24 protein-coding genes and 1 tRNA gene are annotated in these 26,156 nt (G+C 57.6%); 15 read left to right on the top strand and 10 right to left on the bottom strand.

The annotated features are described in order from the left end of the window. The first annotated feature begins 127 nt into the window (after nt 1-127). From PVA19_RS21685 to PVA19_RS21670, 4 genes are all read left to right on the top strand, one after another. Nucleotides 128-1,156, top strand: a complete 1,029-nt coding sequence (locus PVA19_RS21685; protein WP_062425415.1) for a zinc-binding dehydrogenase — start codon at nt 128-130, stop codon at nt 1,154-1,156. Between the two features lie 3 nt (nt 1,157-1,159). After that, entirely contained in the window at nt 1,160-2,101 is a 942-nt protein-coding gene (locus tag PVA19_RS21680; RefSeq protein ID WP_062425414.1) for a lipid A biosynthesis lauroyl acyltransferase, read from the top strand. Nucleotides 2,102-2,405: 304 nt separating this feature from the next. After that, a complete protein-coding gene (locus PVA19_RS21675; protein ID WP_062426114.1) occupies nt 2,406-3,098 on the top strand; it encodes a PAS domain-containing protein in 693 nt (230 codons plus the stop codon). 168 nt (nt 3,099-3,266) lie between these two features. Then, on the top strand, nt 3,267-3,995 hold the full coding sequence (locus PVA19_RS21670) for a PAS domain-containing protein (protein WP_274104143.1): 729 nt from the start codon (nt 3,267-3,269) through the stop codon (nt 3,993-3,995). 33 nt (nt 3,996-4,028) lie between these two features. Here the strand turns inward: PVA19_RS21670 and PVA19_RS21665 are convergent, their stop codons facing one another. Beyond that, nucleotides 4,029-4,832, bottom strand: coding sequence for a TSUP family transporter (locus PVA19_RS21665; RefSeq protein WP_274104142.1), 804 nt, complete (start codon nt 4,830-4,832; stop codon nt 4,029-4,031). 273 nt (nt 4,833-5,105) lie between these two features. On the opposite strand from PVA19_RS21665, the gene PVA19_RS21660 reads away from it, so the two are divergent. From PVA19_RS21660 to PVA19_RS21650, 3 genes are all read left to right on the top strand, one after another. Then, nucleotides 5,106-6,065: a nucleoside hydrolase gene (locus PVA19_RS21660; RefSeq protein ID WP_274104141.1), complete on the top strand. Its 960-nt coding sequence runs from the start codon at nt 5,106-5,108 to the stop codon at nt 6,063-6,065. 290 nt (nt 6,066-6,355) lie between these two features. Then, entirely contained in the window at nt 6,356-7,576 is a 1,221-nt protein-coding gene (locus PVA19_RS21655; RefSeq protein WP_062425410.1) for an LL-diaminopimelate aminotransferase, read from the top strand. A 65-nt stretch (nt 7,577-7,641) separates the two neighbouring features. Further along, on the top strand, nt 7,642-8,952 hold the full coding sequence (locus PVA19_RS21650; RefSeq protein ID WP_274104140.1) for a homoserine dehydrogenase: 1,311 nt from the start codon (nt 7,642-7,644) through the stop codon (nt 8,950-8,952). A 227-nt stretch (nt 8,953-9,179) separates the two neighbouring features. Here the strand turns inward: PVA19_RS21650 and PVA19_RS21645 are convergent, their stop codons facing one another. The 4 genes from PVA19_RS21645 to PVA19_RS21630 all read right to left on the bottom strand — a co-directional run bounded on the left by PVA19_RS21645 (nt 9,180) and on the right by PVA19_RS21630 (nt 12,925). Further along, the gene (locus PVA19_RS21645) at nt 9,180-9,413 is read right to left on the bottom strand and encodes a hypothetical protein (RefSeq protein WP_062425408.1); all 234 of its coding nucleotides are present in this window, start codon (nt 9,411-9,413) and stop codon (nt 9,180-9,182) included. A 90-nt stretch (nt 9,414-9,503) separates the two neighbouring features. Continuing rightward, the gene (locus PVA19_RS21640) at nt 9,504-11,093 is read right to left on the bottom strand and encodes a hypothetical protein (protein WP_274104139.1); all 1,590 of its coding nucleotides are present in this window, start codon (nt 11,091-11,093) and stop codon (nt 9,504-9,506) included. Nucleotides 11,094-11,140: 47 nt separating this feature from the next. After that, nucleotides 11,141-12,502 carry a hypothetical protein gene (locus tag PVA19_RS21635; RefSeq protein ID WP_274104138.1) on the bottom strand — a complete coding sequence of 454 codons (1,362 nt, stop codon included), beginning with the start codon at nt 12,500-12,502 and terminating at the stop codon, nt 11,141-11,143. A 347-nt stretch (nt 12,503-12,849) separates the two neighbouring features. Then, nucleotides 12,850-12,925: transfer RNA gene (locus PVA19_RS21630), tRNA-Lys, on the bottom strand. Nucleotides 12,926-13,108: 183 nt separating this feature from the next. Between PVA19_RS21630 and PVA19_RS21625 the strand changes: the two genes are divergently transcribed. Both PVA19_RS21625 and PVA19_RS21620 read left to right on the top strand, forming a co-directional pair. Further along, nucleotides 13,109-13,855, top strand: a complete 747-nt coding sequence (locus PVA19_RS21625; RefSeq protein ID WP_111850599.1) for a cytochrome c biogenesis CcdA family protein — start codon at nt 13,109-13,111, stop codon at nt 13,853-13,855. A 37-nt stretch (nt 13,856-13,892) separates the two neighbouring features. Beyond that, nucleotides 13,893-14,837, top strand: a complete 945-nt coding sequence (locus PVA19_RS21620; protein WP_274104137.1) for an AEC family transporter — start codon at nt 13,893-13,895, stop codon at nt 14,835-14,837. On the opposite strand, the gene PVA19_RS21615 is transcribed toward PVA19_RS21620, so the two are convergent. Continuing rightward, on the bottom strand, nt 14,815-16,029 hold the full coding sequence (locus tag PVA19_RS21615; RefSeq protein ID WP_274104136.1) for a UbiH/UbiF family hydroxylase: 1,215 nt from the start codon (nt 16,027-16,029) through the stop codon (nt 14,815-14,817). The genes PVA19_RS21620 and PVA19_RS21615 overlap by 23 nt on opposite strands. Before the next feature lie 207 nt (nt 16,030-16,236). Here PVA19_RS21615 and pcsA point away from each other — a divergent pair, with 207 nt between their 5' ends. The 5 genes from pcsA (at nt 16,237) to PVA19_RS21590 (ending at nt 21,833) form a co-directional block, all read left to right on the top strand. Beyond that, nucleotides 16,237-16,968 (top strand): phosphatidylcholine synthase, encoded by a 732-nt coding sequence (gene pcsA, locus PVA19_RS21610; RefSeq protein ID WP_062598080.1) that lies wholly within the window; start codon nt 16,237-16,239, stop codon nt 16,966-16,968. Nucleotides 16,969-17,134: 166 nt separating this feature from the next. Further along, nucleotides 17,135-18,724 carry an ABC transporter ATP-binding protein gene (locus PVA19_RS21605; protein WP_274104135.1) on the top strand — a complete coding sequence of 530 codons (1,590 nt, stop codon included), beginning with the start codon at nt 17,135-17,137 and terminating at the stop codon, nt 18,722-18,724. After that, a complete protein-coding gene (locus tag PVA19_RS21600) occupies nt 18,714-19,802 on the top strand; it encodes an ABC transporter permease (protein WP_113225606.1) in 1,089 nt (362 codons plus the stop codon). Before PVA19_RS21605 ends, PVA19_RS21600 begins: the two co-directional genes overlap by 11 nt. Then, nucleotides 19,802-20,722 carry an ABC transporter permease gene (locus tag PVA19_RS21595; protein ID WP_274104134.1) on the top strand — a complete coding sequence of 307 codons (921 nt, stop codon included), beginning with the start codon at nt 19,802-19,804 and terminating at the stop codon, nt 20,720-20,722. Before PVA19_RS21600 ends, PVA19_RS21595 begins: the two co-directional genes overlap by 1 nt. 37 nt (nt 20,723-20,759) lie before the next feature. Continuing rightward, a complete protein-coding gene (locus PVA19_RS21590; RefSeq protein WP_062425400.1) occupies nt 20,760-21,833 on the top strand; it encodes a BMP family ABC transporter substrate-binding protein in 1,074 nt (357 codons plus the stop codon). 169 nt (nt 21,834-22,002) lie between these two features. Here PVA19_RS21590 and PVA19_RS21585 read toward each other — a convergent pair whose 3' ends face one another. Next, nucleotides 22,003-22,170, bottom strand: coding sequence for a Thivi_2564 family membrane protein (locus tag PVA19_RS21585; protein WP_111850603.1), 168 nt, complete (start codon nt 22,168-22,170; stop codon nt 22,003-22,005). A 232-nt stretch (nt 22,171-22,402) separates the two neighbouring features. On the opposite strand from PVA19_RS21585, the gene PVA19_RS21580 reads away from it, so the two are divergent. Continuing rightward, nucleotides 22,403-22,825, top strand: a complete 423-nt coding sequence (locus tag PVA19_RS21580; RefSeq protein WP_274104133.1) for an OsmC family protein — start codon at nt 22,403-22,405, stop codon at nt 22,823-22,825. Between the two features lie 28 nt (nt 22,826-22,853). Here PVA19_RS21580 and PVA19_RS21575 read toward each other — a convergent pair whose 3' ends face one another. From PVA19_RS21575 to PVA19_RS21565, 3 genes are read right to left on the bottom strand one after another with little or no spacing between them, the layout of a single operon-like run. Further along, a complete protein-coding gene (locus PVA19_RS21575) occupies nt 22,854-23,345 on the bottom strand; it encodes a peptide deformylase (protein ID WP_274104132.1) in 492 nt (163 codons plus the stop codon). Beyond that, on the bottom strand, nt 23,342-23,668 hold the full coding sequence (locus tag PVA19_RS21570) for a hypothetical protein (protein WP_274104131.1): 327 nt from the start codon (nt 23,666-23,668) through the stop codon (nt 23,342-23,344). Before PVA19_RS21570 ends, PVA19_RS21575 begins: the two co-directional genes overlap by 4 nt. Then, nucleotides 23,668-25,974, bottom strand: a complete 2,307-nt coding sequence (locus PVA19_RS21565; protein ID WP_274104130.1) for an FdhF/YdeP family oxidoreductase — start codon at nt 25,972-25,974, stop codon at nt 23,668-23,670. Before PVA19_RS21565 ends, PVA19_RS21570 begins: the two co-directional genes overlap by 1 nt. Between the last annotated feature and the right edge of the window lie 182 nt (nt 25,975-26,156).

Raw genomic sequence — 26,156 nt, 5'->3', positions numbered from 1 at the left:
AACGCATCTGTCCGCAAGTGGGCGATGTCTATTTGAGTGAAGGAGAGCTGTCTTCGCATGTCCCAGTTGGATGAGCGGCGCTCTCAATCGAAAACGCTTTAACGCCTCCGGGCGAAGGACTTCTATTATGCGCGCTCTTCAACTCGTCGACGACCGTAAGCTCGAGAAAGTGGATCTGCCGGAGCCAGAAGCGCCGGCGCCGGGCGAGGTCACCTTGCGCGTGAAAGCCGTTGCGCTGAACCACATCGACGTGTGGGGCTGGCGCGGCATGGCCTTTGCCAAGCGCAAGATGCCTTTGACGATTGGTGCCGAAGCCTCGGGCGTGGTGGAAGCCATCGGTCCTGGTGTCTCCAACGTTCTTCCCGGTCAGCTTGTTTCCATTTACGGCGCGCGCATCTGTGGTCGTTGCCACCACTGTGTCGCCGGACGAGACAACCTTTGTGAGAATGTCGGCGGCGTTCATGGTTTCCACCTGGATGGCTTTGCTCAGGAAAAGATTAACATTCCGGCCCGCCAGCTGGTGCTGGCACCGCCCGGCGTCGATGCCGTGGCGGCCGCACTTGCACCTGTGACCTTTGGCACCGTCGAACACATGTTGTTCGACAATGCCAAACTTCAACCCGGTGAAACGATCCTCGTCCATGCTGGCGGTTCCGGTATCGGCTCCGCCGCCATTCAGCTGGCGAAGAAGATGGGCTGCACGGTCATCACCACGGTCGGTTCGGACGACAAGATCGAACGCGCCAAGGCGTTGGGCGCAGATCACGTCATCAACTACCGCGTGGACCGCTTCGAGGGCGTTGTGCGCAAGATCACCAAGAAGAAGGGTGTCGATGTCGTTTTCGAGCATGTCGGCAAGGATACCTGGGCAGGTTCCATGTTCTCGCTGAAGCGCGGCGGTCGCCTCGTCACCTGCGGCTCGACTTCGGGTGTCTCGACCGAAATCAACCTGATGATGCTTTTCCAGCAGCAGCTCAAGTTGCTCGGCTCCTTTGGCTGCCGCATGCAGAACATGGCCGATGCCATGCAGAAAATGGCGCGCGGTCTTGTACATCCGGTGATCGATACCGAAGTAACCTTCGACGATATCGACAAGGCTCTGGAACGCATGGAGACCCGTCAGGTCTTCGGTAAGATCGTTCTGCGAATGGATTGATCAGTGAAGCTTTTTATTACGCGCATTGTTCTGGCGCTTGAGAACTTTCGCCAGTGGCTGAACGCGACCATTGCGTTCGGCTTTCTGAACATGCTGAAATTGTTACCGGCCGATCCAGCAATTCACTTTGCCGATCGCCTTGCGCGTAAACTCGGGCCCAAGACGCCGCGTCATAAGTTGATGCTTTTCAACCTGGCTCGCGCCTATCCGGAAAAGACCGAAGAAGAGCGTCTGGAAATCGCGCTCGACAGCTGGGGAAACATGGGGCGTCTCGCCGCCGAATATGTTTTCCTCGACCGACTGTTCGATTATGATCCGGAGCAAACGAAACCCGGTCGTATCGAAGTCGTCGGCATCGACAACTTTCTGGAGCTGCGCGACAATCCGCGTCCATTCATCGTCTTTACGGCCCATACCGGAAACTTCGAGCTTCTGCCTGTGGCAGGATCTGCCTTCGGCCTCGATGTGACGGTGCTCTTCCGTCCACCGAACAATCCTTACGTGGCAGAGAAGATCTACAATTTCCGCAAGGAGCGCATGGGCAAGCTCGTTCCGTCGCATGCGGGCTCGTCTTTCGCGCTTGCGCGGCAGTTGGAACGTGGTGCGGGCGTCGGTGTGCTGGTCGATCAGAAGTTCCGTAAGGGTCTCCTCACCAAGTTTTTCGGACATAATGTCCAGACCAATCCTCTGCTCGCCAAGCTGGTGCGCCAGTTTGGCTGCGACGTCTATCCGGCAAGATGCATCCGCCTGCCGGACAATCGCTACCGTCTGGAAATCGAACCCAAGGTCGAGATACCGCTCAATGAAAAAGGCAGTGTCGATATCCAAAAGACCGCACAGCTTTTGAATGACAAGGTCGAGAGCTGGGTGCGCGAATATCCCGGCCAGTGGTTGTGGTACCACGACCGTTGGCATATCAAGGATCAGGTCAAGACGGACGGTTGAAGACTAAACGGTCAATTTTAATAACTTTGATCGATCGGTGGGGTATTATTAAACCACAAAATACCGGCCGGTTGACGTGATGTGATGATTTAGTCGGCGTGTCGCGAGACAATACCGTGCTTATTCTTCCTTACTATTTCTCGGATTTGTAATAACATAGCCGATTGTGATATGGGTGAATGCGCTGGTGTGGTGATCTTGCAACTCCTTACATCATGCTTTACGGGCACATCGTGCAGATAGTCACGCGTGCGCCCGGGGAGGATTGGGCAACTGGAATGCCTGCGTCTCGGGAGTGTTTGGGTTGAAAAGAAAAATCGAATTGTTCTGGCAGAACTATGCGGAACTGAAAAGCGCAGTCATTCGCAATGAAGCGCCCAAGGTTGCCGCTCTTGATAAAGAGCTCGAAACTCTGCTCGATAGCATTATCGGCAGAAAGAACGCTTCGTCGTCGGAAATTCTCGAACAGTTTCGTTTCGCCATCGACCTCCTGAACGAGGAAGCCGAGGACATCGGCTGTGTCCAGCGAAATGCCGACGTCCTGCGCAAACTTGTCGATCGCTATATCGGAGCTGGGCTGCCACGCGACGGCAGCACCCCGGATGGCGAGGATGCGCCGTGGAGCCCCTATATCATTCTGGATGAAGACAGGTTGGAAGACCTGGACGATCGCGTCGTCGTCGTGTCTCCCGGTTACCGCATCAACTATACTAACTCCGCCAATGCTGCCTCGCTCCACTCGGATCGCAGTGAGATCATCGGCAAGCATATTGCCGAGTTTGTCGGCATCCATCACTTCCAGCAGGCATTCCGCGAGAAGCTCGACGCGTGCTTCAAGGGAGAGGCTGAGAAGTATACCTATGCCGAGGACGCCCTTGGGCATACGGTGGTGAAGTCTTTCGAGATGTCGCCGTGCTATTCGCCATCCTACAAACTCGTTGGCGCTATCGTGGTGGTCAAGGAGTTGGAAGATCGTCGTACACGCGTGGTTGCGTAACGCACGCGATGTGCCGCGAATGCCGCATTGCAGTCCACAATGCGCTTTTTATCGCGGCACTACTATAAATCGTATATTGACGGCGGAGAAACACTCGGTACTGGTGTACCGTAGTTGTACGGCCTGAGGTTGGCCGGGGATAGTTCCGGTTTTTCGGAGTAAGCGTGGATGGACACTGTGCTCCAGGATTTTTTTCAAGCTTTTGCGATCAAAAGCAGTCAATTGCGATACGCCATCAACCAAAGTGAGGATGAGCTGGTTCAGTTGTTTGACAGGGAGCTTCAGGCGATCGTCAACGACATTCTGGCCTACCAGGCGTCCAGCCGCGAAGAGCTCTACAGACAATTCCAGTTTCTCTGCACGCTGGTTCGTGACGAAGCCGACGACCGGCTGGCGGTTGTGCGCAGAAGCGTGATGATGTCCGGGCTGATCGACCGATATTTCCGTGATCACTCGGATTGGTCCGATGTGGATTTGTCTCCGGCAATCGCTCGACCAGCCAGGGCTCCAGCACCGGCCTATTATGAGCAGCCGCTTTTTAACGAAGCAATTCTCGATAGTCTGGATGATCAGATCATCGTCGTCACAAACGACTACCGCTATCTTTATACCAATAATGCCTACGCAAAATTGAAGAACCGGACCCGCTTATCGCTGATCGGTTGCCACGTCACCGAGTTCATTGGTGAAGATGGGTTTTACCTCCAGGCAAAGCCCGCCCTTGATCGTTGCTTTGCAGGTGAGGAGATCGGATACATTCATCATGCGTACCGGGACGGACAGAGATTTGCCACCCGATGCAGAATGACGCCGCTGCGCGGACCCAAAAATCACGTCATGGGTGCCGTTGTGGTGTTAAGGAATATCGATGAGATGGCGACACTGGAATGTGGTTGAGAGAGGGCCCTGAGCCCTCGCTTTGCGTCGTTATCACGTGCCGCTGAGCTTACCGATGATCCAACCGAGCGAGTAGGGCGCATTCGTATCCAGTATAAGTCTGGCCGCCATGGCGAGGCAGGATATCACCAGGAGCGGGCGAATGATCTTTGCACCGTTCCTCATCGCCAGTCTGGACCCGATCTGGGCTCCCAGGAACTGCCCAAATCCCATCACCAGCCCGAGCTTCCAAAGAATCGCACCGTTAAGTGTGAACACCAGGAAGCCACCGAAATTCGAGCCGAGGTTCAAGAGCTTCGTATGCGCGGTCGCCTTCAGCATGCCGAAGCCGGCAAGCGCGACGAATGACAGCATATAGAAGGAACCGGCTCCTGGACCGAAAATGCCATCGTAAAAACCAATCAATGGAACCACCGTCGGACCGAAGACAAACGGCGTGATACGGCGCTGGCTGTCGATGTCGCTGAGGTTGGGCTTGAAGGCGAAGTAGATGGCGATGGCGACGAGCAGGAAGGGCATGATTGCCCTCAAAACGTCGGCCGGAACAAAGGATGCGGTAAATGCTCCAGCCATCCCTCCGAGCAGAGCCATCAACGCCATCGGAAATTGTTCTCTGAGATTGACGTGGCCCTTGCGCGCATAGGCAATCGTCGCAGAGGCGGAGCCGAACTGAGCCTGTAGCTTATTGGTCCCGAGCGCTTCCAGCGGCGGTATGCCCATAATCAGCATAGCCGGCAGCACGATCAACCCGCCGCCGCCGGCAATAGAATCGACGAAGCCGGCAAAGACGGCAACAAAAAACAGTATGATGAAAAGCTGGAGAGCGACGTCTTGCACTGGGGAGGGATCCGGAGGGTTTTGCTGGCCGCTTGTGGCACCGAATGCCTTGCCCCGCAACCGCTTTTGCGGGCAAGGCTACAGCATCGGCCCGAAAATCCGACTCGATTTTCGGAAAGCACGATGCGTAGATTCAAAAATATAAAGCGCTGTGCGTCCAATAGGACTCACAGCGCTTTATTGGTCGGATGGAAAAGATTGCGCAGGCTGCACAGGAAGCTATTGTGCGCCGAACGCTAGCGCGAAGCATGCAGCCGCATTGATGAGGAACATATGCATAAAGTAATTTTCGACACGGATCCGGGTATTGACGATGCAATGGCGTTGCTTTTTCTGCACCGCCACCCTGATATCGATCTCATTGGGGTCACGACCGTTTTCGGCAACGCGCCGATCGAGATTACCACTCGCAATGCGCAGTTCCTCAAACAGCAATGGATGATTGATGCGCCCGTAGCACAGGGCGCCGGCAAGACGTTCGATCCGTCGCGTCCGGACGGCCACTTCCCCACCTTCATCCACGGCGATGATGGGCTTGGCAATATCGGCGTGCCTGAAACGGTCGATGTGCCGCTCGATCCGCGCGCGGCCCATCATTTCATCATCGACACGGTCAAGGCCAATCCCGGTGAAGTGACGCTGATCGCGGTCGGTCGCATGACCAATCTGGCGCTTGCGCTGAAGACCGATCCCGATTTCGCTGCTCTGGTGAAAGAGGTGATCATCATGGGGGGCGCCTTCGACATCAATGGCAATGTCAGCCCCGCGGCAGAGGCGAATATTCACGGTGATCCGGAGGCGGCTGATCTCGTCTTCACCGCAGCCTGGCCGGTTACCGTCATCGGCCTGGACGTCACGACGAAAACCGTGATGACCTCCGGTTTCCTGGCGGACATGGTCAAGGAGAATGGCGCAGCCGTGCAGCTTCTGTCGGATCTCTCGCAGTTCTATATCAACTTCTACAACATGCGCACCGGCGACGGCATGGTGGTTCACGATTCCTGTGCCTGCGTCTATCTGACGAATCCTGAGCTGTTCGAAACACGAAGCGGCGCAATCCGTGTTGTTTGTGGCGGTCTTGCGGACGGGCAGACCATCCAGAAGCCCGACGGCGTCACCTTCCCACCGGGCAATTGGGACGGTTATCCAAGCCAGAAAGTGTGCACCAGGATCGAGCCGGATCGTGTGCTGTCGGTCATTCGCTCTGCAATTGTGCGGGGTGAACGTGGCTGATTGAATTGAGCCGCCGTTCGCGCGGCGGCTTTGCCTTGCATTTTATCAGAATCTGGCGTTATGCAAGCACGACTGGCGCAAGCCGCGTTCTGCGCCAGACTCGTCACGACAAATGTTTCGGCGAAGCACGGTGATCGCTTGGCGTTTCGGGAAAACCAATTCGTGTTTTCCGGCGCTTGCGCTACAATAGACAGCACAGGTCCGATTTGTTCGTGTCGGCTTATGTTTCAAACCAAAAAACGAACGCTACTGTGGGCCGGACGATCCGGTCCATTTCCATGAGGAAAGAGATGGAAGAGTTTCACAAGGTCAAGCGTCTGCCGCAATACGTCTTCGAACAGGTCAACCGTTTGAAAGCGAGCGCGCGAGCGGGTGGCGCGGATATCATTGACCTTGGCATGGGCAATCCAGATCTGCCGACACCCAAGGCAATCGTCGACAAGCTTTGCGAAGTCGTCCAGGACCCACGTACGCATCGTTACTCCTCTTCCAAGGGCATTCCAGGCCTTCGCCGCGCCCAGGCCGCTTATTATGCGCGCCGTTTTGGTGTGAAGCTGAACCCGGATACACAGGTTGTCGCCACGCTCGGTTCAAAGGAAGGCTTCGCCAATATGGCGCAGGCAATCACCGCGCCCGGCGACGTGATCCTGTGTCCGAACCCGACCTATCCGATCCATGCCTTCGGCTTCCTGATGGCAGGCGGCGTCATTCGTTCGATGAATGTCGAGCCGGATGAAACCTTCTTCGGCCCGCTTGAGCGCGCCGTGCGCCATTCGATCCCGAAGCCCTTGGCACTGATTATCAACTACCCATCCAACCCGACGGCACATGTGGCGTCTCTGGATTTCTACAAGGACGTGATCGCTTTTGCGAAGAAGCACGATCTGATCGTGCTGTCCGACCTTGCCTATTCGGAAATCTATTTCGATGAGAAGAACCCGCCGCCATCTGTCCTGGAAGTGCCCGGTGCCATGGATGTATCGGTGGAATTCACCTCCATGTCGAAGACCTTCTCGATGCCTGGCTGGCGTATGGGCTTTGCGGTCGGCAACGAACGTTTGATCGCCGCACTGACACGCGTAAAGTCCTATCTCGATTACGGCGCCTTCACGCCGATCCAGGTTGCGGCCACGCACGCGCTGAACGGCGACGGCTCTGATATTGCAGAAGTGCGCAATGTCTATCGCCGCCGTCGCGACGTCATGGTCGATACATTCGGCAAGGCCGGCTTCGAGGTTCCACCTCCGGCTGCTACCATGTTCGCTTGGGCGAAAATTCCGGAGAAATTCCGCCACCTCGGTTCGCTTGAATTTTCCAAGCTGTTGATCGAGAAGGCCGACATTGCGGTTGCTCCGGGTGTCGGCTTCGGCGAGATGGGTGACGATTATGTTCGCCTCGCGCTCGTCGAGAACGAGCACAGAATTCGCCAGGCCGCGCGCAATCTCAAGCGCTTCCTGTCGACTGCGGATGATACGTTGCACAACGTCGTCTCGCTCAACGCCCACAGATAAGGGCAACCCGCCAAGGTGGCCGGTTCCGGCCACCTCTTTCATTAAAGCAAATCAGGAATATACCCATGGCAGATTCATTGAGAATCGGCATAGCGGGACTCGGCACTGTCGGCTCTTCGCTCGTGCGCATCCTCCAGCAGAGAAGCAACGAACTTGCGATTACCTGCGGACGCGCAATTGAGATTATTGCTGTTTCCGCGCGCGACCGTTCGCGCGACCGCGGCATTGATATCTCGGGTATTACCTGGTTCGATACGCCGGAAGACATGGCGGAGAAGGCCGACATCGATGTCTTCGTCGAACTGGTCGGTGGCGCCTCAGGCGCTGCGGAAAAAGCCGTTCGGGCGGCTCTCTCACGCGGTCTCCATGTCGTGACAGCTAACAAGGCGTTGCTGGCAAAGCACGGCGTGGAACTGGCAAAGATGGCGGAAGAAAAGGGCGCTCTGCTCAACTTCGAAGCGGCTGTCGCCGGCGGTATCCCCATCATCAAGGCGCTGCGTGAATCGCTGACCGGCAACCACGTGTCGCGCATCTACGGCATCATGAACGGCACCTGCAACTACATCCTGACCAAGATGGAGAAGGAAGGCCTGTCCTTCGAAGCCTGCCTGAAGGAAGCGCAGCGGCTTGGCTACGCGGAGGCGGACCCGGCTTTCGATATCGAAGGCAACGACACGGCGCATAAGCTTGCGATCCTGACGACGCTCGCCTTCGGCTCCAAGATCGCGGCCGATGATATCTATCTCGAAGGCATCACCAATATTTCGATCGAAGATATTCAGGCAGCCGCTGATCTCGGCTATCGCATCAAGCTTCTTGGTGTCGCGCAACTGACCGAGTCCGGCATCGAGCAGCGCGTCCACCCGACCATGGTACCGCTCGATTCCGTCATCGCTCAGGTTGATGGCGTCACCAATGCGGTTGCTGTGGAATCCGATATTCTCGGTGAATTGCTGATGGTTGGTCCAGGGGCCGGCGGTAATGCGACGGCGTCCGCGGTGCTGGGCGATGTTGCCGATATCGCCAAGAGCCGCCCAGGTGCCCAGCAGGTGCCGGTTCTCGGTCGACCAGCCAAGTCACTGACGGATTATCGTCGTGCCAAGATGAAGAGCCACGAAGGCGGCTACTTCATCCGTCTGACGGTCAAGGACAAGGCCGGCGTGTTTGCCTCCATCGCGACCCGCATGGCAGAAAACAATATCTCGCTCGAATCGATCGTTCAGCGCTCTCAGGTGCCGACGGAGGAGGGCGCTCAGACCATCATCCTCGTCACCCATGCGACTATGGAAGATGCGATCCGCAAGGCGGTCAAAGCGATCAAGAGCGAAAAGTATCTGGTCAGCGAACCGCAGGTGATCCGCATTGAGCGCACGTGAGGCTTAGCGCCTTGGCTTGGCTAAGGTTGTGTCGGTAATACAGACATTTTGATAAAAAGCCCGGGTGCATGTGCTCCCCGGGCTTTTTCTATTTCATACAAGTTGCTTCGGAGGATGAGAAAAGCGCACACGCCTGCGCCTTGTCGCTCAGCTATGAAGATGTCGATCAAAAAGCTCTTGGCGAAATTTGATCGCCAAGATCGATTCAGGTCAGCGTCGCCGTCTGCTTACGACGCGTAGGCTGGAGCGCGATAGCTTGGGTCCGACGCAATCGGGTATGTTCCGCGGCTGGGGTCTGCCTCATCATCCAAAGCGATGCTCTGGTTTGCGACACGACCCTGGGAGAGGGTTCCTCCCTCGATCAGAGCCATCTGAATGAGATAGGTGAGAAACGTGCTCTCCTTCGGCGTGGCAAGCAAGGCTGCGCGCAAATGGTCCATCACGATATTGGTGTCACTCATAGTCTGCCCTCATATGTCTTAACGCGCTAAAATTAGCGCATCATCGTGATTGCAGCGTGAATCAACCAAGGGTGTCAGGGATATCTGGGCTTACACGGGAATAGTGTCGATCAATCGGATGCGCCGCATCGTGGTGACAGGATAATCGTCGTCGAGAAAACGAGCTGGCGTAAAGTCTGGCTCAAGCAACCGCAACTGTTCGATCGCTCGTGCCGCATGCGCCGTCATCCCCTTTTGGATGTAGAGGGCAATCAGGTAGCGCAGAGGCGCGCGGAAGGCAGGTCGCAGAATGAGCGCGGCCTCCGCATGGCCGATGGCTGCATCATAGTCACTGACAGCAGCGGCTGACATGCAGCAAAAGAACTCGACGAATGCGCGATGTTCCCCACCTCCGGTCAATTCCAGCGCCTTTGTTGCAGACCTGCGGCTTGCCTTCAACTTGTCGAGAACGAGTTCGGCATTGGACAGGATCGCCATGTTGATCGGGTTGAGCGGATCAAGCTCAGCGGCCCGCTCAGCGAGCTTCAGAGATCCGCGGCTGGATCCTCCACCCAGATACTCCAGGTGTGCACCGATACTGAGGATGCCTGGGCTATTGCCGTCCTGGCGCAATGCCTCCTGTACCAGTTCCGTGGAAGTGATTTCGTCACCCAGGAATGCCGTGCTGCGATGCTGGAATTGCGCCATGTTGCGCAGGAAAGCCCGCCACGCGACATATTGCGGACGAGGGTCGCGCTCATAGGCATAGCTCAGATGCCTGTCCGCCTCAGACAGGCTTTGACGGTCGAAGCGGAAGATGAGGTTGCGAGCGTTGCTTGCCAGGAGCGCTGCGCAGTTCGAAATGGCGAGGTCATCTTTCCTTTCACGCAAGGTGATGAGAATGGCCTGAACCAACGTTCCGCACCAATGGTGCAACGCCTCTTCCGAGGAACTGACGAGCTTTTCAGTACGGGAAGCATAGAGCCTGCCGGTCTCCGCATGGCTGATCGTGAAGGTGATATGGCTATGCCGCCCCATCGTCGCGGTCCGGATGGAGACGGCAAGACCGCTGACAGGCTGACGCGCAACAGCCGGCGATGCATGCGGGATATGGGGAAAAATTTGAAAGTCGTCCAAGTCATGAAGCGACGCCGTCGTCAGCGTCATCATGCGGGCGTTGATCAACTCGCTCGCCGACTGATTGTCGGAGTGAAACTGAAAGAAGATGGCTGGCTTCGGCGGTGCTGATTGACGCGGCGCCTCAAAAGCGCTGACTTTGGCCTTTTCAGCAAGTGACGATCGCGTATCGCGAATCCATTCCTCGAACTCCGGATCAGGGACGTCGATATCGGCGAAGGCGTCCTGCTCGTCACTCCAATCGCCCGGTGACTCGACAAGGCGGTAACTGACTTTGAACCGTGACGAGTCGAGCGCGACCTTTTCGCGGTCGGCCTGCAAGATGTCTTGATAGGGCCCGAACGCCTTTCGAATTTCGACAAGCGTTTGACGCAGGCTGTCCGAACCCTTTTTGGCGTCGCGATCGCTCCACAACTTGTCCTGCAGCGATACACGGCTTCTGGAGTGATGCGGCGCCGTCGCCAGGAGAATGAGGAGGCCGCGAGCCTTGGCCGATCGCGGACCCCGGTCATTCCCATCCGGATCAGCGATCCGGAATCGACCAAAGACGTTTAACGACAGCATAGGCGCGCCCTCCGAAGGCAAATCACACCTATGCATATCAGGTCATATTAGCGAAGGAAAAGCCTTCCCGTTGGATCCTGCTCATTTTCGTCCGGCCGTGCGGTGTTGGCATCTGCTGGTGCCAACAGGCGCGCTTCAGCCGGCTTGAACGGGTAGGGCGTGACATCGGTCGTCGACGCAGCGTGATCGGGGAAATCGGTCTTCACCCAGTTGCGAAATGCCGCAATTCCCTTTGAGACCTGCAGCACGTAGTCGAGCGACTGGGTGTTCGCGACCGGCGAGTTCGTTCCAATGTTGCGGAAGTAGGCGGCAATGGCCGCGTCGTCGTAAGGGTTGGCGGGCACATCAGGCAAAAGTGCTGCCGCTTGGGTCGCTTCAGGCGTATCCGGCAGCACGGCCGTGCCCCAGTCATTGGCACGCTGGTGGCAGGTGATGCATGCCGAGGTGGGATTATCGACAGGGCCATTTGCGCGACCGAAGAGGCCGAGGTTCTGGCGGGGAAGCGCATAGAACATGGAGGCGACATCCGGATTGACCCAGCTTTCCTTTGGGGTCGCTGCCTGCTCAAGATAAGCCTTGGCGTTGAGCCCTGGGTCGCTACCCCAAATGAGACCGACAGGCACCAATCGCTCATAAGGCGTGTTGCCCGGCTGCATGGCGTTGTACATGAAGGTCCCGAAGAACCAGCCGTTCGGCGAGCGCTTGTCCTTGACCGAAAGGTCCAGCTGGAGAAGGCGCATGGTCATCACCCCGCCATCCTTCTGCCCGGCAACATCCCATTCTTTTGAGCCCGCAAGATAAGGAACGCTGGAAGGTGTGGCGGTGGTGAACAGCATTTTCGCCGACACCGCACCTTCCGCAAATGCAAAATCCCGGGTCTTGGGGAAGGCGGGATCACCCCAAATCTGACCGAAGCCATAGCACGCCACGTCATTATAAATGCCGACCGCAAAATTGCGCTCCCAGTCCATTTGTAGCGCGTGAAGTTCCTTCGGCCGGGACCACCGCTCGGTCGTCATCCCACGCAACGGCTCGCGCAACATGAAGAACCACGGCGCATCACACCACTGCTCTTCCTTATTGTCCTCGATCCGCCAATCCACATCCGGCCGCGCATTGACCTTGATGACGTAGTTGAGGATCGACTGCATATAGTCCGCAGGATTCTTAAACGGATCTACCGTCAACCAGGGGAGCTTACTGTTGTCGGGCAAGGTCTTGGGAAAATCATAATGGATTTGAAACTTGCGATCCGTCTCGTGCCCCTTCAGCGGCAGGCTGCTGGAACAGTCGAACTTCGCTTTGGCGGCCGCCGCAAAACTAGCGTCGGCAGGCGTCGGACAGTCAGCCAACGCGAAGGAGGCCGGGAAGAAAAGAAGAGCGAAACTAAGGAGGCGTGCTTTCATCATTGAGTCTCCAGCGGACGGACGGGAGGTTGATGTAAGGTGAAGAATTTGGGATTGTAAATACGCAACCTGAAACACGTTTTGCGAGTATTGTGGAGTGTTCTGGTGATGAAAAGTGGGACCAGGATCAGATGTCAGATCTGCTGGATGGTCTCAGTGCCAACCAAATATGCGGCTTCAGACAGGCTTGAAAGCGAAGCTCCACTGTGTCCTGATAGATGGCCGGTTGGTCAAAAAGGCCGACGTTAAGCCTCACCTATGGACGACTTCCATTATGACTCCTCGATACCGAAGAAGCCCAAAGAGGACAGTCATTGTCTCTGAAGTAGCTGATTTTTATGGAAGATTAATGGTGAGAGCGCAGGGATTCGAACCCTGGACCTACTGATTAAAAGTCAGTTGCTCTACCGGCTGAGCTACGCTCTCCCAAATGGGGGCGAAGCGCCCCTCGGAAGTGGGCGGAACATAGGTAGAGGCACGTTTGCGGTCAACCCAAAAAAACAGGATTATATCATCTTTCCGCGTTTTTTTGCCGCAACCGCAAAAAGGTGATTGGTGGCAAGGGTTTGGTGGGGCTACAAGGCATCGTGAACCGTCCGGAGTGCCGCATTGTCCATCGCCGATATTTCCCTCCTCACAGCGCTTTTCGCCGGTGCTTTGTCGTTCCTGTCTCCTTGCGTGCTGCCGCTCGTGCCGCCGTATCTTTGCTACATGGCGGGCATCTCGGTGGAGCAGTTCAGGGATGAGCGCTTCGAGGCAAAGCCGCAGGTTCGCAAGGCGGTGCTTCTGGCGGCGCTGTTTTTCACGTTGGGTTTTGCGACGGTCTTCGTGGCGCTTGGTGCCGGTGCGTCCACCATTGGAATGGTGCTGCGCCAAAATCTCGACATTCTCGCCAAAATCGGCGGTCTGATCATCATCCTGATGGGACTGAACTTCCTCGGCGTTTTCCGGATTGGCGTCTTCTCGCGCGAGGCGCGTTTCCAAAGCGGCGGCAAGCCCGCCACGCTTTCCGGCGCCTATGTTATGGGATTGGCTTTCGCCTTTGGCTGGACGCCATGCATCGGTCCCGTACTTGGTGCCATCTTGGGCGTTGCGGCCTCGCGCAACACGGTCGGCGAGGGCGCGATGCTGCTTGCGGTCTATTCCGCGGGCCTTGCCATCCCCTTCTGGATAGCAGCTGCCTTTTCCGGCAGTTTCATGCGCTTTCTCGCTCGTTTTCGCCGCCATCTGGGGCTTGTTGAAAAGGTCATGGGCGTCCTGCTGATCCTGACTGGTATCGCCTTCATGTCCGGCTTCATCACCAATGTGGCGATCTGGTTTCAGGAGAGCTTTCCAATCCTGATGAAAATCGGCTAGACCCTCTTAGGAGGACGAGCTGCACGGCGAGGGGGCCATGGCTGAAATCGCCGGATTGCTGTTTCCGTTTTTCGGGCTGATCCTGATCGGCTATGTGGCGGCGCGGGTCACGCGCCAGCCCGCCGAAGCACTCGGTTGGCTGAACACCTTCATCATTTATGCCGCGCTTCCGGCACTCTTCTTCAAGCTTGTTGCCCGCACACCGGTCGATCAACTGGCGCGGATGGATTTTGTCGTGCTCAGCCTCGCCGCCACCTACACGATCTTTCTCTGCCTCTTTCTCATCGGCTACTATGTACGGCGCAACAGTTTTGCCGATTGCACCATACAGAGCTTCGCAGGCGCCTATGGCAATATTGGATACATGGGCCCGGGGCTTGCTTTGCTGGCACTTGGAGAGCGCGCGGCTGTTCCTGTCGCCCTCATTGTCTGCCTCGAAAACGCCGCGCATTTCATCGCCGCACCGGCTCTGATGGCCATTGCCGGCGGCGATAAGCGATCCCGCTTGAAACTTGCAGGCGATGTCGCCCGCAAGGTGCTGACGCACCCTTTCATCATCTCGGTAATCGTCGGTTTCGTCGCTGCCGTGCTTTCCTGGCGGCCACCTCAGCCTGTGCAGCAACTGGTGGATTATCTGGCACAATCGGCAGCACCCTGCGCACTCTTCGCCATGGGCGTGACGTTGGCGCTCCGGCCGCTCAAGCGGGTACCGATAGAGATCAGCTATATCGTGCCGGCCAAGCTGATCCTGCATCCGCTGCTGGCTTACGTTCTGATGTCATCTTTTGGCAACTTCGACCCCATCTGGGTGTCGACGGCGGTTCTTCTGGCAGCACTGCCGACGGCCACGAATGTCTTCGTCATCGGCCAGCATTATCAGGTCTGGCAGGAACGCGCATCGGCGACCATTCTGATCTCCACCGTGCTCTCCGTCTTCACGGTCTCGCTCGTGCTTTATGTCATTCGCGCAACGAGCGTCTGAGGCTTCCCATAATCAGCGAGGGCAGGGCCTTGATACCGCGGCCTGGCTCGATGCCCTCGCGCATCACGAGACCGCGGAGCGGCCCGACATTGCCAAGAACGTGAAGTCCCGCCGCACGGGCCATCTGCATCGGCAGCATGCCGGACAGAAGTGACCGGTTGAGAAGATCGACACTGAGCGTGCGGCTGAAAACGTCGGCGCGGCGTCGGCGATCGAATGTCGCGCCGGCGTCTGCCGGGATCGCGCCACCGGTCAATGTGCCGAGCATGTCGGTCAAGACGATGATGTCGCGAAGGCTGAGATTGAGCCCCTGCGCGCCGATCGGCGGAAAGCCGTGCCCAGCCTCGCCAATGAGCGCCACGCGTCCCTTGCCGAAGGCGCGGGCCGTCATGCTGGAAAGCGGCCATGTCTGCACGCCCTCTTCAACGGAAACCGTGCCGAGCATGGACTGCATGCGCTCTTCAACGCGCTTGCTTAACGTTTCCAGCGGCAGCGCTTCAAGTTCTGCTGCCTGCTCTGGTTTGACCACCCATACAAGGCTGGATCGATCGCCGGGTAGCGGAACCTGCGTGAAGGGTCCCGTCGGGGTATGAAACTCTGTTGAGATATTGCCGTGCGGGCGGGTGTGCGAGAAATTGAGAACGACGGCAGTTTGCGGATAGGACCAGCTTCGAACTCCGATCCCTGCCGCCTCGCGAACCTTGGAATGTCTGCCATCCGCGCCGATGACAAAGCTGCTCGAAACCGTCTCTCCGTTTGTCAGCATGAGTGAGACGTCATGAGATCCGACTTCCACCGTATCGACGCTGGCATCGACGAGGGTGATGTTGTTTTCCTGCGCAACAGCTTGCGAAAGAACGCTGAGCAATGCGCTATTCGGCATGTTCCAGCCGAAGGCGGCAAGCCCGATCTCCGACGAGCGGAAGGCGACCGTCGGCGCGCGCAGCAAACGGTCGGTGCCATCGATGATCTGCATCGTAGAGAGCCGCGCAGCGGATGGTTCGATTTTGGACCAAACCCCAAGCCGGTCAAGAAAGCGGATGGACTGATCCATCAGAGCCGTCGTGCGGCGGTCGGTTCTCTCGGATTGAGGCGCAATGAGCGCGACGTTTCGGCCAGCGCGTGCAATGGCAAGAGCTGCGATTTGTCCTGCAAGTCCAGCGCCGACAACGGCAACTTCGAAGTTCTTCATCGTCCTGTTCCATTCCTGCAGTCGAGGCTCAACACATAGTGGCTTTGCGCCGTCGAATCCAGAAGCCATCTGGTCAGAGATTGCCATATCGGCGCAGCCGGATACTGATTAAGTTCGAGGATAAGCATTCCCGCATGGTTGCAAAGAGCGGTGAATGGTCGCATATCGGATAGAGAGAATGAATAAGAGCGGGGCCGTTACGCTGTCATGAAGATCTTCAACTACAGACGCGTACCCTATGCCGAAATCCGGGCGTTCTCCGTTCACATCCTGACAGCCTCCGGTTCCTTTCTTGCCTTCCTTGGTGTCGTCGCCGCCGCTGAACATCGTTTTGTCGACATGTTCTGGTGGCTCGGCCTCGCGCTTCTCGTCGATGGCATCGACGGGCCGATCGCCCGCAAGGTGCAGGTCAAGGAAGTCCTTCCCAACTGGTCCGGTGACACGCTGGATAACATCATCGACTACGTCACCTATGTGTTGCTTCCTGCCTTTGCTCTCTATCAAAGTGGCATGATCGGGGAGCCATGGTCCTTCGTCGCCGCCGGCATGATCGTGGTCTCCAGCGCGATCTATTATGCCGATATGGGCATGAAAACCGACGAGTACTTCTTCTCGGGCTTCCCGGTTGTCTGGAATATGGTGGTGTTCACGCTCTTCGTCATCGATGCAAGCGCCACCACGGCCATGATCATCGTGACGGTATCGGTGATCCTGACTTTCCTGCCGATCAACTTCCTGCATCCAGTCAGAGTGAAGCGGCTCCGGTGGCTGAACATGGCGGTTTTCCTGCTCTGGTGCGTGCTGAGCGGATACTCGCTTCTCCTGCATTTTCAGTCGCCTGATTGGCTTGTTGCCGGGGTCGTCATCACCGGCATCTATCTCTATTGCATTGGCGGTATTATGCAGTTCGCTCCGTCTCTTGGGGCGAAAACCCGCTGAGAAAAACAGTGGTTTAAAACCATCCCTGGATCGTTGTTTTTCAGTTGTACAGCGTCACAAAAAAGGATTTAGTACGCATAAAGAGCAGTGCTCAATTTTAGTGCAAGGGTGTCGATCCGCTCGTTAAGCCTCATAGAAGTGCGGCGATCGGTGAAAAGGGGAACAGGTGACGGAAACGGTTGCGTCTGGGGCTTCGCCCCTCTTGTCCGTGCGCCAGCTGACCAAGCTGTTTGGAACATTCGCCGCATGCAATGCGATCGATCTCGATATTGCACCTGGCGAGATTCACGCTCTTCTCGGTGAGAACGGTGCCGGAAAATCCACCCTCGTCAAAATGCTCTTTGGCGTGCTGGAACCCTCCAGCGGAGAGATCGTCTGGAACGGAAATTCTGTTCGGATCGGTTCACCGGGTGAAGCCCGCAAGCTGGGCATTGGCATGGTATTCCAGCATTTCTCCCTCTTCGAAGCGCTGACCGTCGCTGAAAACATCGCGCTCTCGCTCGATCCCAAGATTTCTCTGAAGGAAATTGCGCGGGAAGCTGAAACACTCTCCAAGGCATACGGTCTGCCGCTCGACCCTTACGCCCATGTTGCTGATCTTTCGGTGGGCGAGCGCCAGCGCATCGAGATCGTTCGCGCTCTTTTGCAGAACCCAAGGCTTATCATTCTGGATGAACCGACCTCTGTGCTGACACCCCAGGAGGCGGACCGCCTGTTCGAGACGCTGGAGAAGCTGAAAGCCGAAGGGCGTTCGGTGCTTTACATCAGCCATCGTCTGGAAGAGGTACAGCGCATCTGCGATCGCGCCACTGTATTGCGCCACGGCAAGGTCACGGGGGCCTGCGACCCACGCCAGGAAACGCCCGCCTCTCTGGCGCGCATGATGGTCGGTTCCGATGTTGCAGGCATTCAGCGCGACGACGAATGCACCATCGGTGACGTGGCCGTTGAAATCATCGGTCTCTCTGTTCCGGCACGCACGCCCTTTGCCGTGTCACTCAAAAATATCGCCATGAAGGTGCGCGCGGGCGAGGTGCTTGCCATCGCGGGTATTGCCGGCAATGGACAGGGCGAGTTGTTCGACGCGCTATCCGGTGAATATCCCGTCTCGAAGGACGACGCGATCTTCCTGCGTGGCAAGCCCGTCGGTCGCATGGGCATCAATGGCCGCCGGTTGCTGGGGGCAGGCTTCGTCCCGGAAGAGCGCCACGGCCATGCCGCCGTGCCGAATATGAGCCTCTCCGACAATCTTCTCCTGGCGCGCTGTCGATCCGACAAGAAGGCATTCCTTAGCGGCGGTTTCCTGAAAGTCGTCCGTCATTCGGTGATCAAGAACGCCGCCAAACGCATCTCCGAACACATGGATGTGCGCAAGAGCGGCGAAGACCCACTCGCCGGTTCGCTCTCCGGCGGCAATCTGCAGAAATTCATCGTCGGTCGCGAGCTCGATCGACAGCCATCGGTTCTCGTCGTCAATCAGCCGACATGGGGTGTGGATGCAGGGGCGGCAAGCCGTATTCGCCAGGCGCTCGTGGACATGGCGAAGGGCGGATCGGCTGTCATCGTGATCAGCCAGGATCTCGACGAGATCTTCGAGGTTGCGTCAAGCATTGCCGTTATTTCCGACGGGCAACTGTCCAGCGCCTATCCGGCAAAGGAAATGACGCGTGAGAAGATCGGCCTGTTGATGGGTGGCGTGCACGCAGGCAGCACAGGGCAGGCAGGGCATACGGAGCAGGTCGTTCATGCGCATTGAACTGGAAAAACGCGCAGGGGTCTCCAAGCTCTTTGCCATTCTCTCGCCGCTCCTGGCTCTGGTGCTGACGCTTATCGTTGGTGCCATCATCTTCGCAGCGCTCGGCAAAGAACCCGTCGGCGCACTCTACAGCTTCTTCATCGAGCCTTTGCTGGAAGTCTGGTCCCTGCATGAACTTGCGGTCAAGGCCGCGCCGCTGATCCTGATCGCGGTCGGGCTTGCCATTTGTTATCGGTCGAACAACTGGAATATCGGCGCGGAAGGTCAGTTCACCATCGGCGCAATCACCGGCTCCATCCTGCCCGTGTTGAACCCCGATTGGCAGTCGCCAATGATCCTGCCGCTGATGCTTGTCATGGGGGCCGCAGGCGGCGCGCTTTACGCCGGTATCCCAGCGCTCTTGAAGACGCGGTTCAACACCAACGAGATCCTGACCAGCCTCATGCTGGTCTATGTCGCACAGCTCTTTCTCGACTGGCTGGTGCGCGGGGCCTGGCGCGATCCGCAGGGCTACAACTTCCCGCAGACCAAGCCTTTCAACGAAAGCGCCGTCTTGCCTGAACTACTGGATTCGGGGCGTGCCCATTGGGGCGTCGTCTTTGCGCTCGTCGCCGCCGTCGCGCTCTGGTTCATGATGCGCTACATGCTGAAGGGCTTCGAAGTCACCGTGCTCGGCCAATCGGCGCGGGCAGGGCGGTTTGCCGGATTTTCCTCTCGCGGCATGGTGTGGTTTTCGCTGCTCCTGTCCGGCGCACTGGCAGGCCTTGCCGGGATTTCGGAAGTCTCCGGCTCCATCGGTCATCTGCAGCCCTCGATTTCGCCGGGCTACGGCTTCACCGCCATCATCGTTGCCTTTCTCGGCAGATTGAACCCACTCGGCATCATTGCCTCAGGGCTGGTTCTCTCGCTGACTTATCTTGGCGGTGAGGCGGTGCAGATGTCGCTGCAGATTTCAGACAAGGTCGTGCGGGTCTTCCAGGGGCTGCTGCTCTTCTTCGTCCTGTCCTGCGATACGCTGATCCTCTACAAAATCCGCATCCGCTGGTCGCGCAGCGCTGCCCGTGAAGGAGCCGCATGATGGATATGTTTCAGGCGATCCTCCTCACCGTCATTACCGCCGCAACGCCTCTGGTCATTGCAGCGCTTGGCGAACTCGTCACTGAGCGCGCCGGCGTCCTCAATCTCGGTGTCGAAGGCATGATCGTCATCGGTGCGGTCTGCGCCTTCGCCGCCTCGCATCTGAGTGGTTCGCCCTATATCGGCATTCTCGCCGGGATCGCGGCAGGTGCGCTGTTCTCGCTGCTCTTTGGTTTCCTGACGCTCACGCTTGTCACCAACCAGGTGGCGACCGGTCTCGCGCTCACCATTCTCGGTCTCGGCGTCTCCGGCATGTTGGGAGAAAGCTTCGTTGGCGTGCCCGGCGTCAAGCTGCCGAACATCGTCTTTCCTGTGCTCTCGGATATTCCATTTATCGGCCCGATCCTCTTCCGCCAGGATTTGATCTTCTACATCTCGATTGCGCTCGTCTTCGGTATCAGCTGGTTCCTGTTCAAAAGCCGCACCGGCCTGAAGATTCGCGCGATCGGTGACAGCCATTCGTCAGCCCACGCGCTTGGCGTAAACGTCATCCGCACGCGCTATTTTGCCGTGATGTTTGGCGGCGCATGTGCGGGTCTCGCGGGCGCGCAGCTCTCGCTCGTCTATACGCCGCAATGGGTGGAAAACATGTCTGCCGGTCGTGGCTGGATTGCGCTGGCGCTCGTCGTCTTCGCGTCCTGGCGGCCATGGCGGGTGCTGGCGGGCGGCTATCTCTTCGGCGCAGTGACGATCGGCCAGTTGCATGCGCAGGCCTTCGGCATTGGAGTGCCGTCACAGCTACTTTCAGCGCTTCCTTATGTAGCAACTATTGTAGTGTTGATTATCATCTCCCATAATCGGCGCACGACGCTGATCAATACACCGGCATCGCTCGGCAAACCGTTCGTGCCGGATCGCTAAAAATCCAAAAGTCATGCCTAACCAAGCAGGGGTAAAAATGAAAAGACTCATCATCGCATTGGCCGCGTCCGCTGCGGCCATCATCGGCGTCGTTCCGGCCGCGCAAGCTGCCGACGCCAAGAAAGTCTGCTTCGTCTATGTCGGTACGCGCACGGATGGCGGCTGGACACAGGCGCATGATATCGGCCGTCAGGAATTGCAGAAGCATTTCGGCGACAAGATCGAGACGCCGTTCCTCGAAAGCGTTCCGGAAGGCCCTGATGCCGAACGCGCCATCGAGCGCATGGCCCGTTCCGGCTGCGACCTGATCTTCACCACGTCGTTTGGCTTCATGGATGCCACGGTCAAGGTTGCTCAGAAGTTCCCGAAGGTGAAGTTCGAACATGCGACCGGCTTCAAGACGGCGGCAAACCTCGCAACCTATAACTCTCGTTTCTATGAAGGCCGTTACATTCAAGGCCAGATCGCTGCGAAGATGTCGCAGAAGGGTGTGGCCGGCTACATCGCCTCCTTCCCGATCCCGGAAGTAGTGATGGGCATCGACGCCTTCCTGCTCGGCGCACGTTCCGTCAATCCGGACTTCAAGGTCAAGGTCGTCTGGGCCAACACCTGGTTCGACCCCGGCAAGGAAGCCGATGCCGCCAAGGCTCTGATCGACCAGGGCGTCGACATCCTGACGCAGCACACCGACACGACGGCACCAATGCAGGTTGCTGCAGAACGCGGCATCAAGGCGTTCGGCCAGGCCTCCGACATGATCAAGGCTGGCCCCAAGACACAGCTGACCGCGATCGTCGACACCTGGGGCGCCTATTACATCAAGCGCACGCAGGCGCTTCTTGATGGCACCTGGAAGTCGGAGTCGGTTTGGGACGGTCTGAAAGACGGCATCCTGACGATGGCGCCTTACACCAACATGCCGGATGATGTGAAAAAGATGGCTGAGGACACCGAGGCGAAGATCAAGTCCGGCGAGCTTCACCCTTTCACCGGTCCTGTGAAGAAGCAGGATGGAACGGAGTGGCTTAAGGCTGGCGAGAAGGCTGAAGACGGCGTTCTGCTCGGTCTGAACTTCTACGTTGAAGGCGTAGACGACAAGCTGCCGCAGTAAGTCGAAGTGTTTACACGAGAAAGGGCGCGCAATCCGTTTTGCGCGCCCTTTCTTATTGAGGCGTCTTCCTCGAAGCTCATGCCGAAAAGCAAAAGCCCGCCGATGGAGCGACGGGCTTTTTCAAGTCTTTACCGCGCATATGGATGCTGCGGATCGGACAAAATCGTTATCAGAAGACTGCGAGATACTTCAGCAGCGAGATAATACCGATGATGATCACGATGACCTGAGCGATCTGCTTTGCACTGCCGCCAACCGGCAGGCGTGCGATAAGCCACAGCACCAGTACGATGACCAGAAAGGTGATCAGAATGCTGACTAGCGTCGAGGTAACCATATGTCCCAGCTCCTATTTCCGTTTCGATGAACGGCCCGATCACCGTTGCGTGAGTAAAAGCCGCAATTTAGAATTTGGTTCCATTGTGCAAAATGAATTTGCGGGAAATGGAGATTGAGAGCACGTCGCACAAAAGTTCCGCGCGGTCTTTCGATACCAACATGCGACAGAACACAGGCGGAAGCGGTGGAAGCGAATCTGAAAGATCGTAACACCGCATAAGGAGGATGATGTGAGCGAGCTACGGGTTAAGAAGCGGGACGTCGGTGCGACAGCGCTTTTGGGACGCAATGGTCATCCGCAAATAGCAACACCGACCGGCGGAAATCTCTCAGTGGTGACGGCCGCGTCGGAGCCTGGCTTCAATCCGCTCGACCTTCTCTATTCCTCGCTCGCCGCTTGCTTGGCCTTGAGCGCGCGCATTGCAGCAAGCCGCATGGGCGTTCTCGATAGGTTCGAGGCGGTCGAGGCGAAGGTGACGGGAGAAAAGTCTGAGGGTGAACCCGCCCGCATTCTCCGCTTCGACATGCGGCTGACGATCAGCGGTGATTTTGACGAGCCGACGAAGCAGGCAATTGCCCATGAAGCGGAGAGAATTTGCACCGTCAGCAATACGCTGCGCGGCGAGGCGTACTTTCATCTGTCTATCGCCTGATACCGCTCCGAACTGCGCTGGCCGTCAATCAGCGCTGCGTCTTTTCCCATTTGCGGATCAGCCGGTCGCGCTTGAGCTTTGATAGGCGCTTGATCCAGAAGATGCCGTCAAGCTGATCGATCTCGTGCTGAATGCAGACGGCGTGAAAACCATCCGCGATTTCTTCATGTTCAGCGCCCGTCAAATCCTGAAACCGCAACGTCACCTGCCGGGGACGTTCCAGTTCCTCTGTGATGCCCGGCATGGAAACGCTGCCCTCGACATGGCGCATCGTCTCTGTCGAACTCTTGATGATCTCAGGATTGACGTAGGTCAGGATCTTGCCGGGCTCAAGCTCCAGCACGAAAACCCTCTGAAAGACGCCGATATGTGCCGCCGTGATCCCAACACCGGGCGCCGCGCGCATGGTGTCGACAAGGTCCTGCTGTAGGATGACGAGGTCGGGGCCAAACGTCGCGACCGGCTCGCATGGGGTGGCAAGGGCAGGGGCTGGGTATCGGACGATGGTACGAACGGTCATGACGTCTCGGAACTCAAAGATGAAGCCTTCGAAGTGGTGGTCGCAAGCGCTTTCGCCATTTCCGTCAGCTCTACGAAGGTCCGCTGTGTTCGGGCTTCGCGGCGAATGATATGGAGCAGTGTGCCGGAGAGCGCGCTGATCTCCCGTAACACCAAAGCATGGGCAATACCAAGTTTGTTTGAAAGGCTGCGACTGTCACTGCCAAGACCGATATGAACCGCGACAATGAGCGCAGCGCCTGTCGGTTGAAGTCCAGCGGGCGCGACCTGGAGCAGTTCGTCCACCGCGGCCATGAAGCGCGTTGCGGTGTCTTCCTCGTCCATTATGCCGCCGCGGCCTCGCCCCGCAGTCGCACCGACACCAGCACGGATTTGGAGGTTGGGGTGAAGCTGCCTTCGCCATAACTATGTAGCGGCACGAGAACGTTGAGCTCGGGATAGTAACCGCCGACGCTGCCCTGGGGTATGTCATAGGGCACCAGACGGAAATCCTTCGCGATCCGTTCGACGCCATCGCCATATTCGCCGATCACATCGACCCGCTGTTTGGCGTGGGCGCCAAGCGTCTCCATATCCTTCGGGTTCATAAAGATCACCTGACGTTCGCCGTAAACACCGCGGTATCGGTCATCAAGGCCGTAGATGGTGGTGTTATATTGATCGTGGCTGCGGAAAGTCTGGAGCACGAAAAGACCGTCTTTCGACAATGCCGCCTGATGCTCCGTCATTTCCGGCAGGGCGCCGGTAAAGAAGACCGCTTTCTTTTCCGGTGTTTGCCATTCACGCTCAGCTGCCGCGTTGCGCAGATGGAAGCCGCGCGGCACCCGCACGCGCTCATTGAATTCGTGGAAGCCTGGAATGACCCGCTCGATCATGTCTCGAATCAGATCGTAATCATCGGCAAGGGCGTTCCAGTTGACGCGATCACTGCCAAGCGTGGCTTCAGCGATACCGGCAATGATGGCAACTTCGGAACGCAGTTCAGGCGATGCCGGCTCATTTATGCCGCCAGAACCATGGACCATGCTCATGGAATCCTCGACCGTGACGATCTGCGGCAGGCCTTCGGAATTGCGATCGATCTCGGTGCGGCCAAGACATGGCAGGATGAACGAGGTTTCTCCCGGCACAAGATGCGAATGGTTGAGCTTGGTCGCGATGTTGACGGTCAGCTTCTGCTTTTTGAAGGCCTCGATGATCAGCGGGCTGTCGGGCGTGGCACGCAGGAAATTGCCACCGAGCGCGATGAAGGCCTGCGCCTTGCCATCCAGCATGGCGCTGATCGCTTCGACCGTGTTGTGCCCACGGTTGCGCGGCATCGTCACGCCGAGTTCCTTTTCAAGCGCATCAAGCAGGGCAGGCGGTGCCTTCTCGTCGATACCAACGGTGCGATCGCCCTGCACGTTCGAATGGCCGCGAACAGGGCAGAGGCCAGCACCGGGGCGGCCGACATTGCCCCGCAGCAGCATCAGATTGGTGATCTCGCGAACGATAGCGACGGAGTGCTTGTGCTGAGTGACGCCCATCGCCCAGGTGGCGATGACGGAACTGGCACTCATGTAGATGGAGGCCGCTTCCTCGATCGCCTCGCGTGTCAGACCAGACTGATCGAGAATGGTCTCCCAACGCGTTGCATCCACGGCAGCGCGGTATGCCTCGAACTCCACGGCATGGTCAGTCAGGAAGTCGTAATCGATGATGGCTGGTTGACCCGCGGCACGCGCCGCCTCATCGGCCGCGAACACCACCTTGCTGATACCGCGAATAGCGGCCATGTCACCGCCCTGGCGTGGCTGATAGTAATTGGTGGCAATCTTGGTGTTACTGCCGGTGATCATCTCCAGCTTGTCCTGCGGATCACTGAAGCGCTGCAGACCCTTTTCCTTGATCGGATTGAAAACGGCAATGCGCGCACCGCGAAGTGCCGCTCGCCTCAGATCACCCAGCATGCGGGGATGGTTGGTGCCGGGATTCTGGCCGATGACGAAGATCGCATCGGTCTTCTCGAAATCCTCCAGAAGCACGGTCCCCTTGCCGACACCGATCGAGGCCTTCAGACCGACGCCGCTCGCTTCATGACACATGTTGGAGCAGTCGGGAAAATTGTTGGTGCCGTAAAGTCGGACCATCAACTGATAAAGGAAGGCGGCTTCATTGGAGGCCCGACCGGATGTGTAGAACTCGGCGCGATCCGGGCTGTCGAGGCCGCGCAAGATGGTCCCGATCTCGCGAAATGCATCGTCCCAGGACACGGGCACGTATCGGTCTGAGGAACGATCGTAACGCAGAGGGTTCGTCAGGCGGCCTTGTTTCTCTAGTTCGTAATCCGACCATTGGCTCAGAGCGGAGACCGTATGGACGGCGAAAAACTCCGGCGGAACGCGTGCCTCCGTGGCTTCCCAGGACACGGCCTTCACACCGTTTTCACAAAATTCGAAGGATGAGCCATGCTCCGGGTCGCCCCAGGCGCAGCCGGGGCAATCGAAGCCATCGGGCTGATTGGTCTTAAGAAGCGCCTTCGCATTGGACAAGGGTGCTCCGGATTCCAGCAGGCGCTTGCCAACGCTTTTCAGCGCACCCCAGCCGCCGGCCGCGGATGAGGGCTTGCCGATGAAATCCATCTTGCCCATTATAACGTATCTCCTTGAAGGCTTCGTCTCGATCGGTGCCACGACAGACTCACCCGATCCTTAGTTTGCACTGCAGCATAACAGTTCAGATAGGCGCTTACCTAGCATATATCAATTCTCTGCGTTGCACGGATGCGCGTTTCGTTTTCCCATTAGCGACACCCTGTCCGTGTGTTGACGAC

Origin of the sequence: Agrobacterium sp. CNPSo 3708 (genome assembly GCF_028674915.1) — a bacterium.
GTDB lineage: Bacteria > Pseudomonadota > Alphaproteobacteria > Rhizobiales > Rhizobiaceae > Agrobacterium > Agrobacterium cavarae.
Note: the sequence above shows the minus strand (reverse complement) of the source record. Positions and strands in the feature narration are given on the sequence as shown.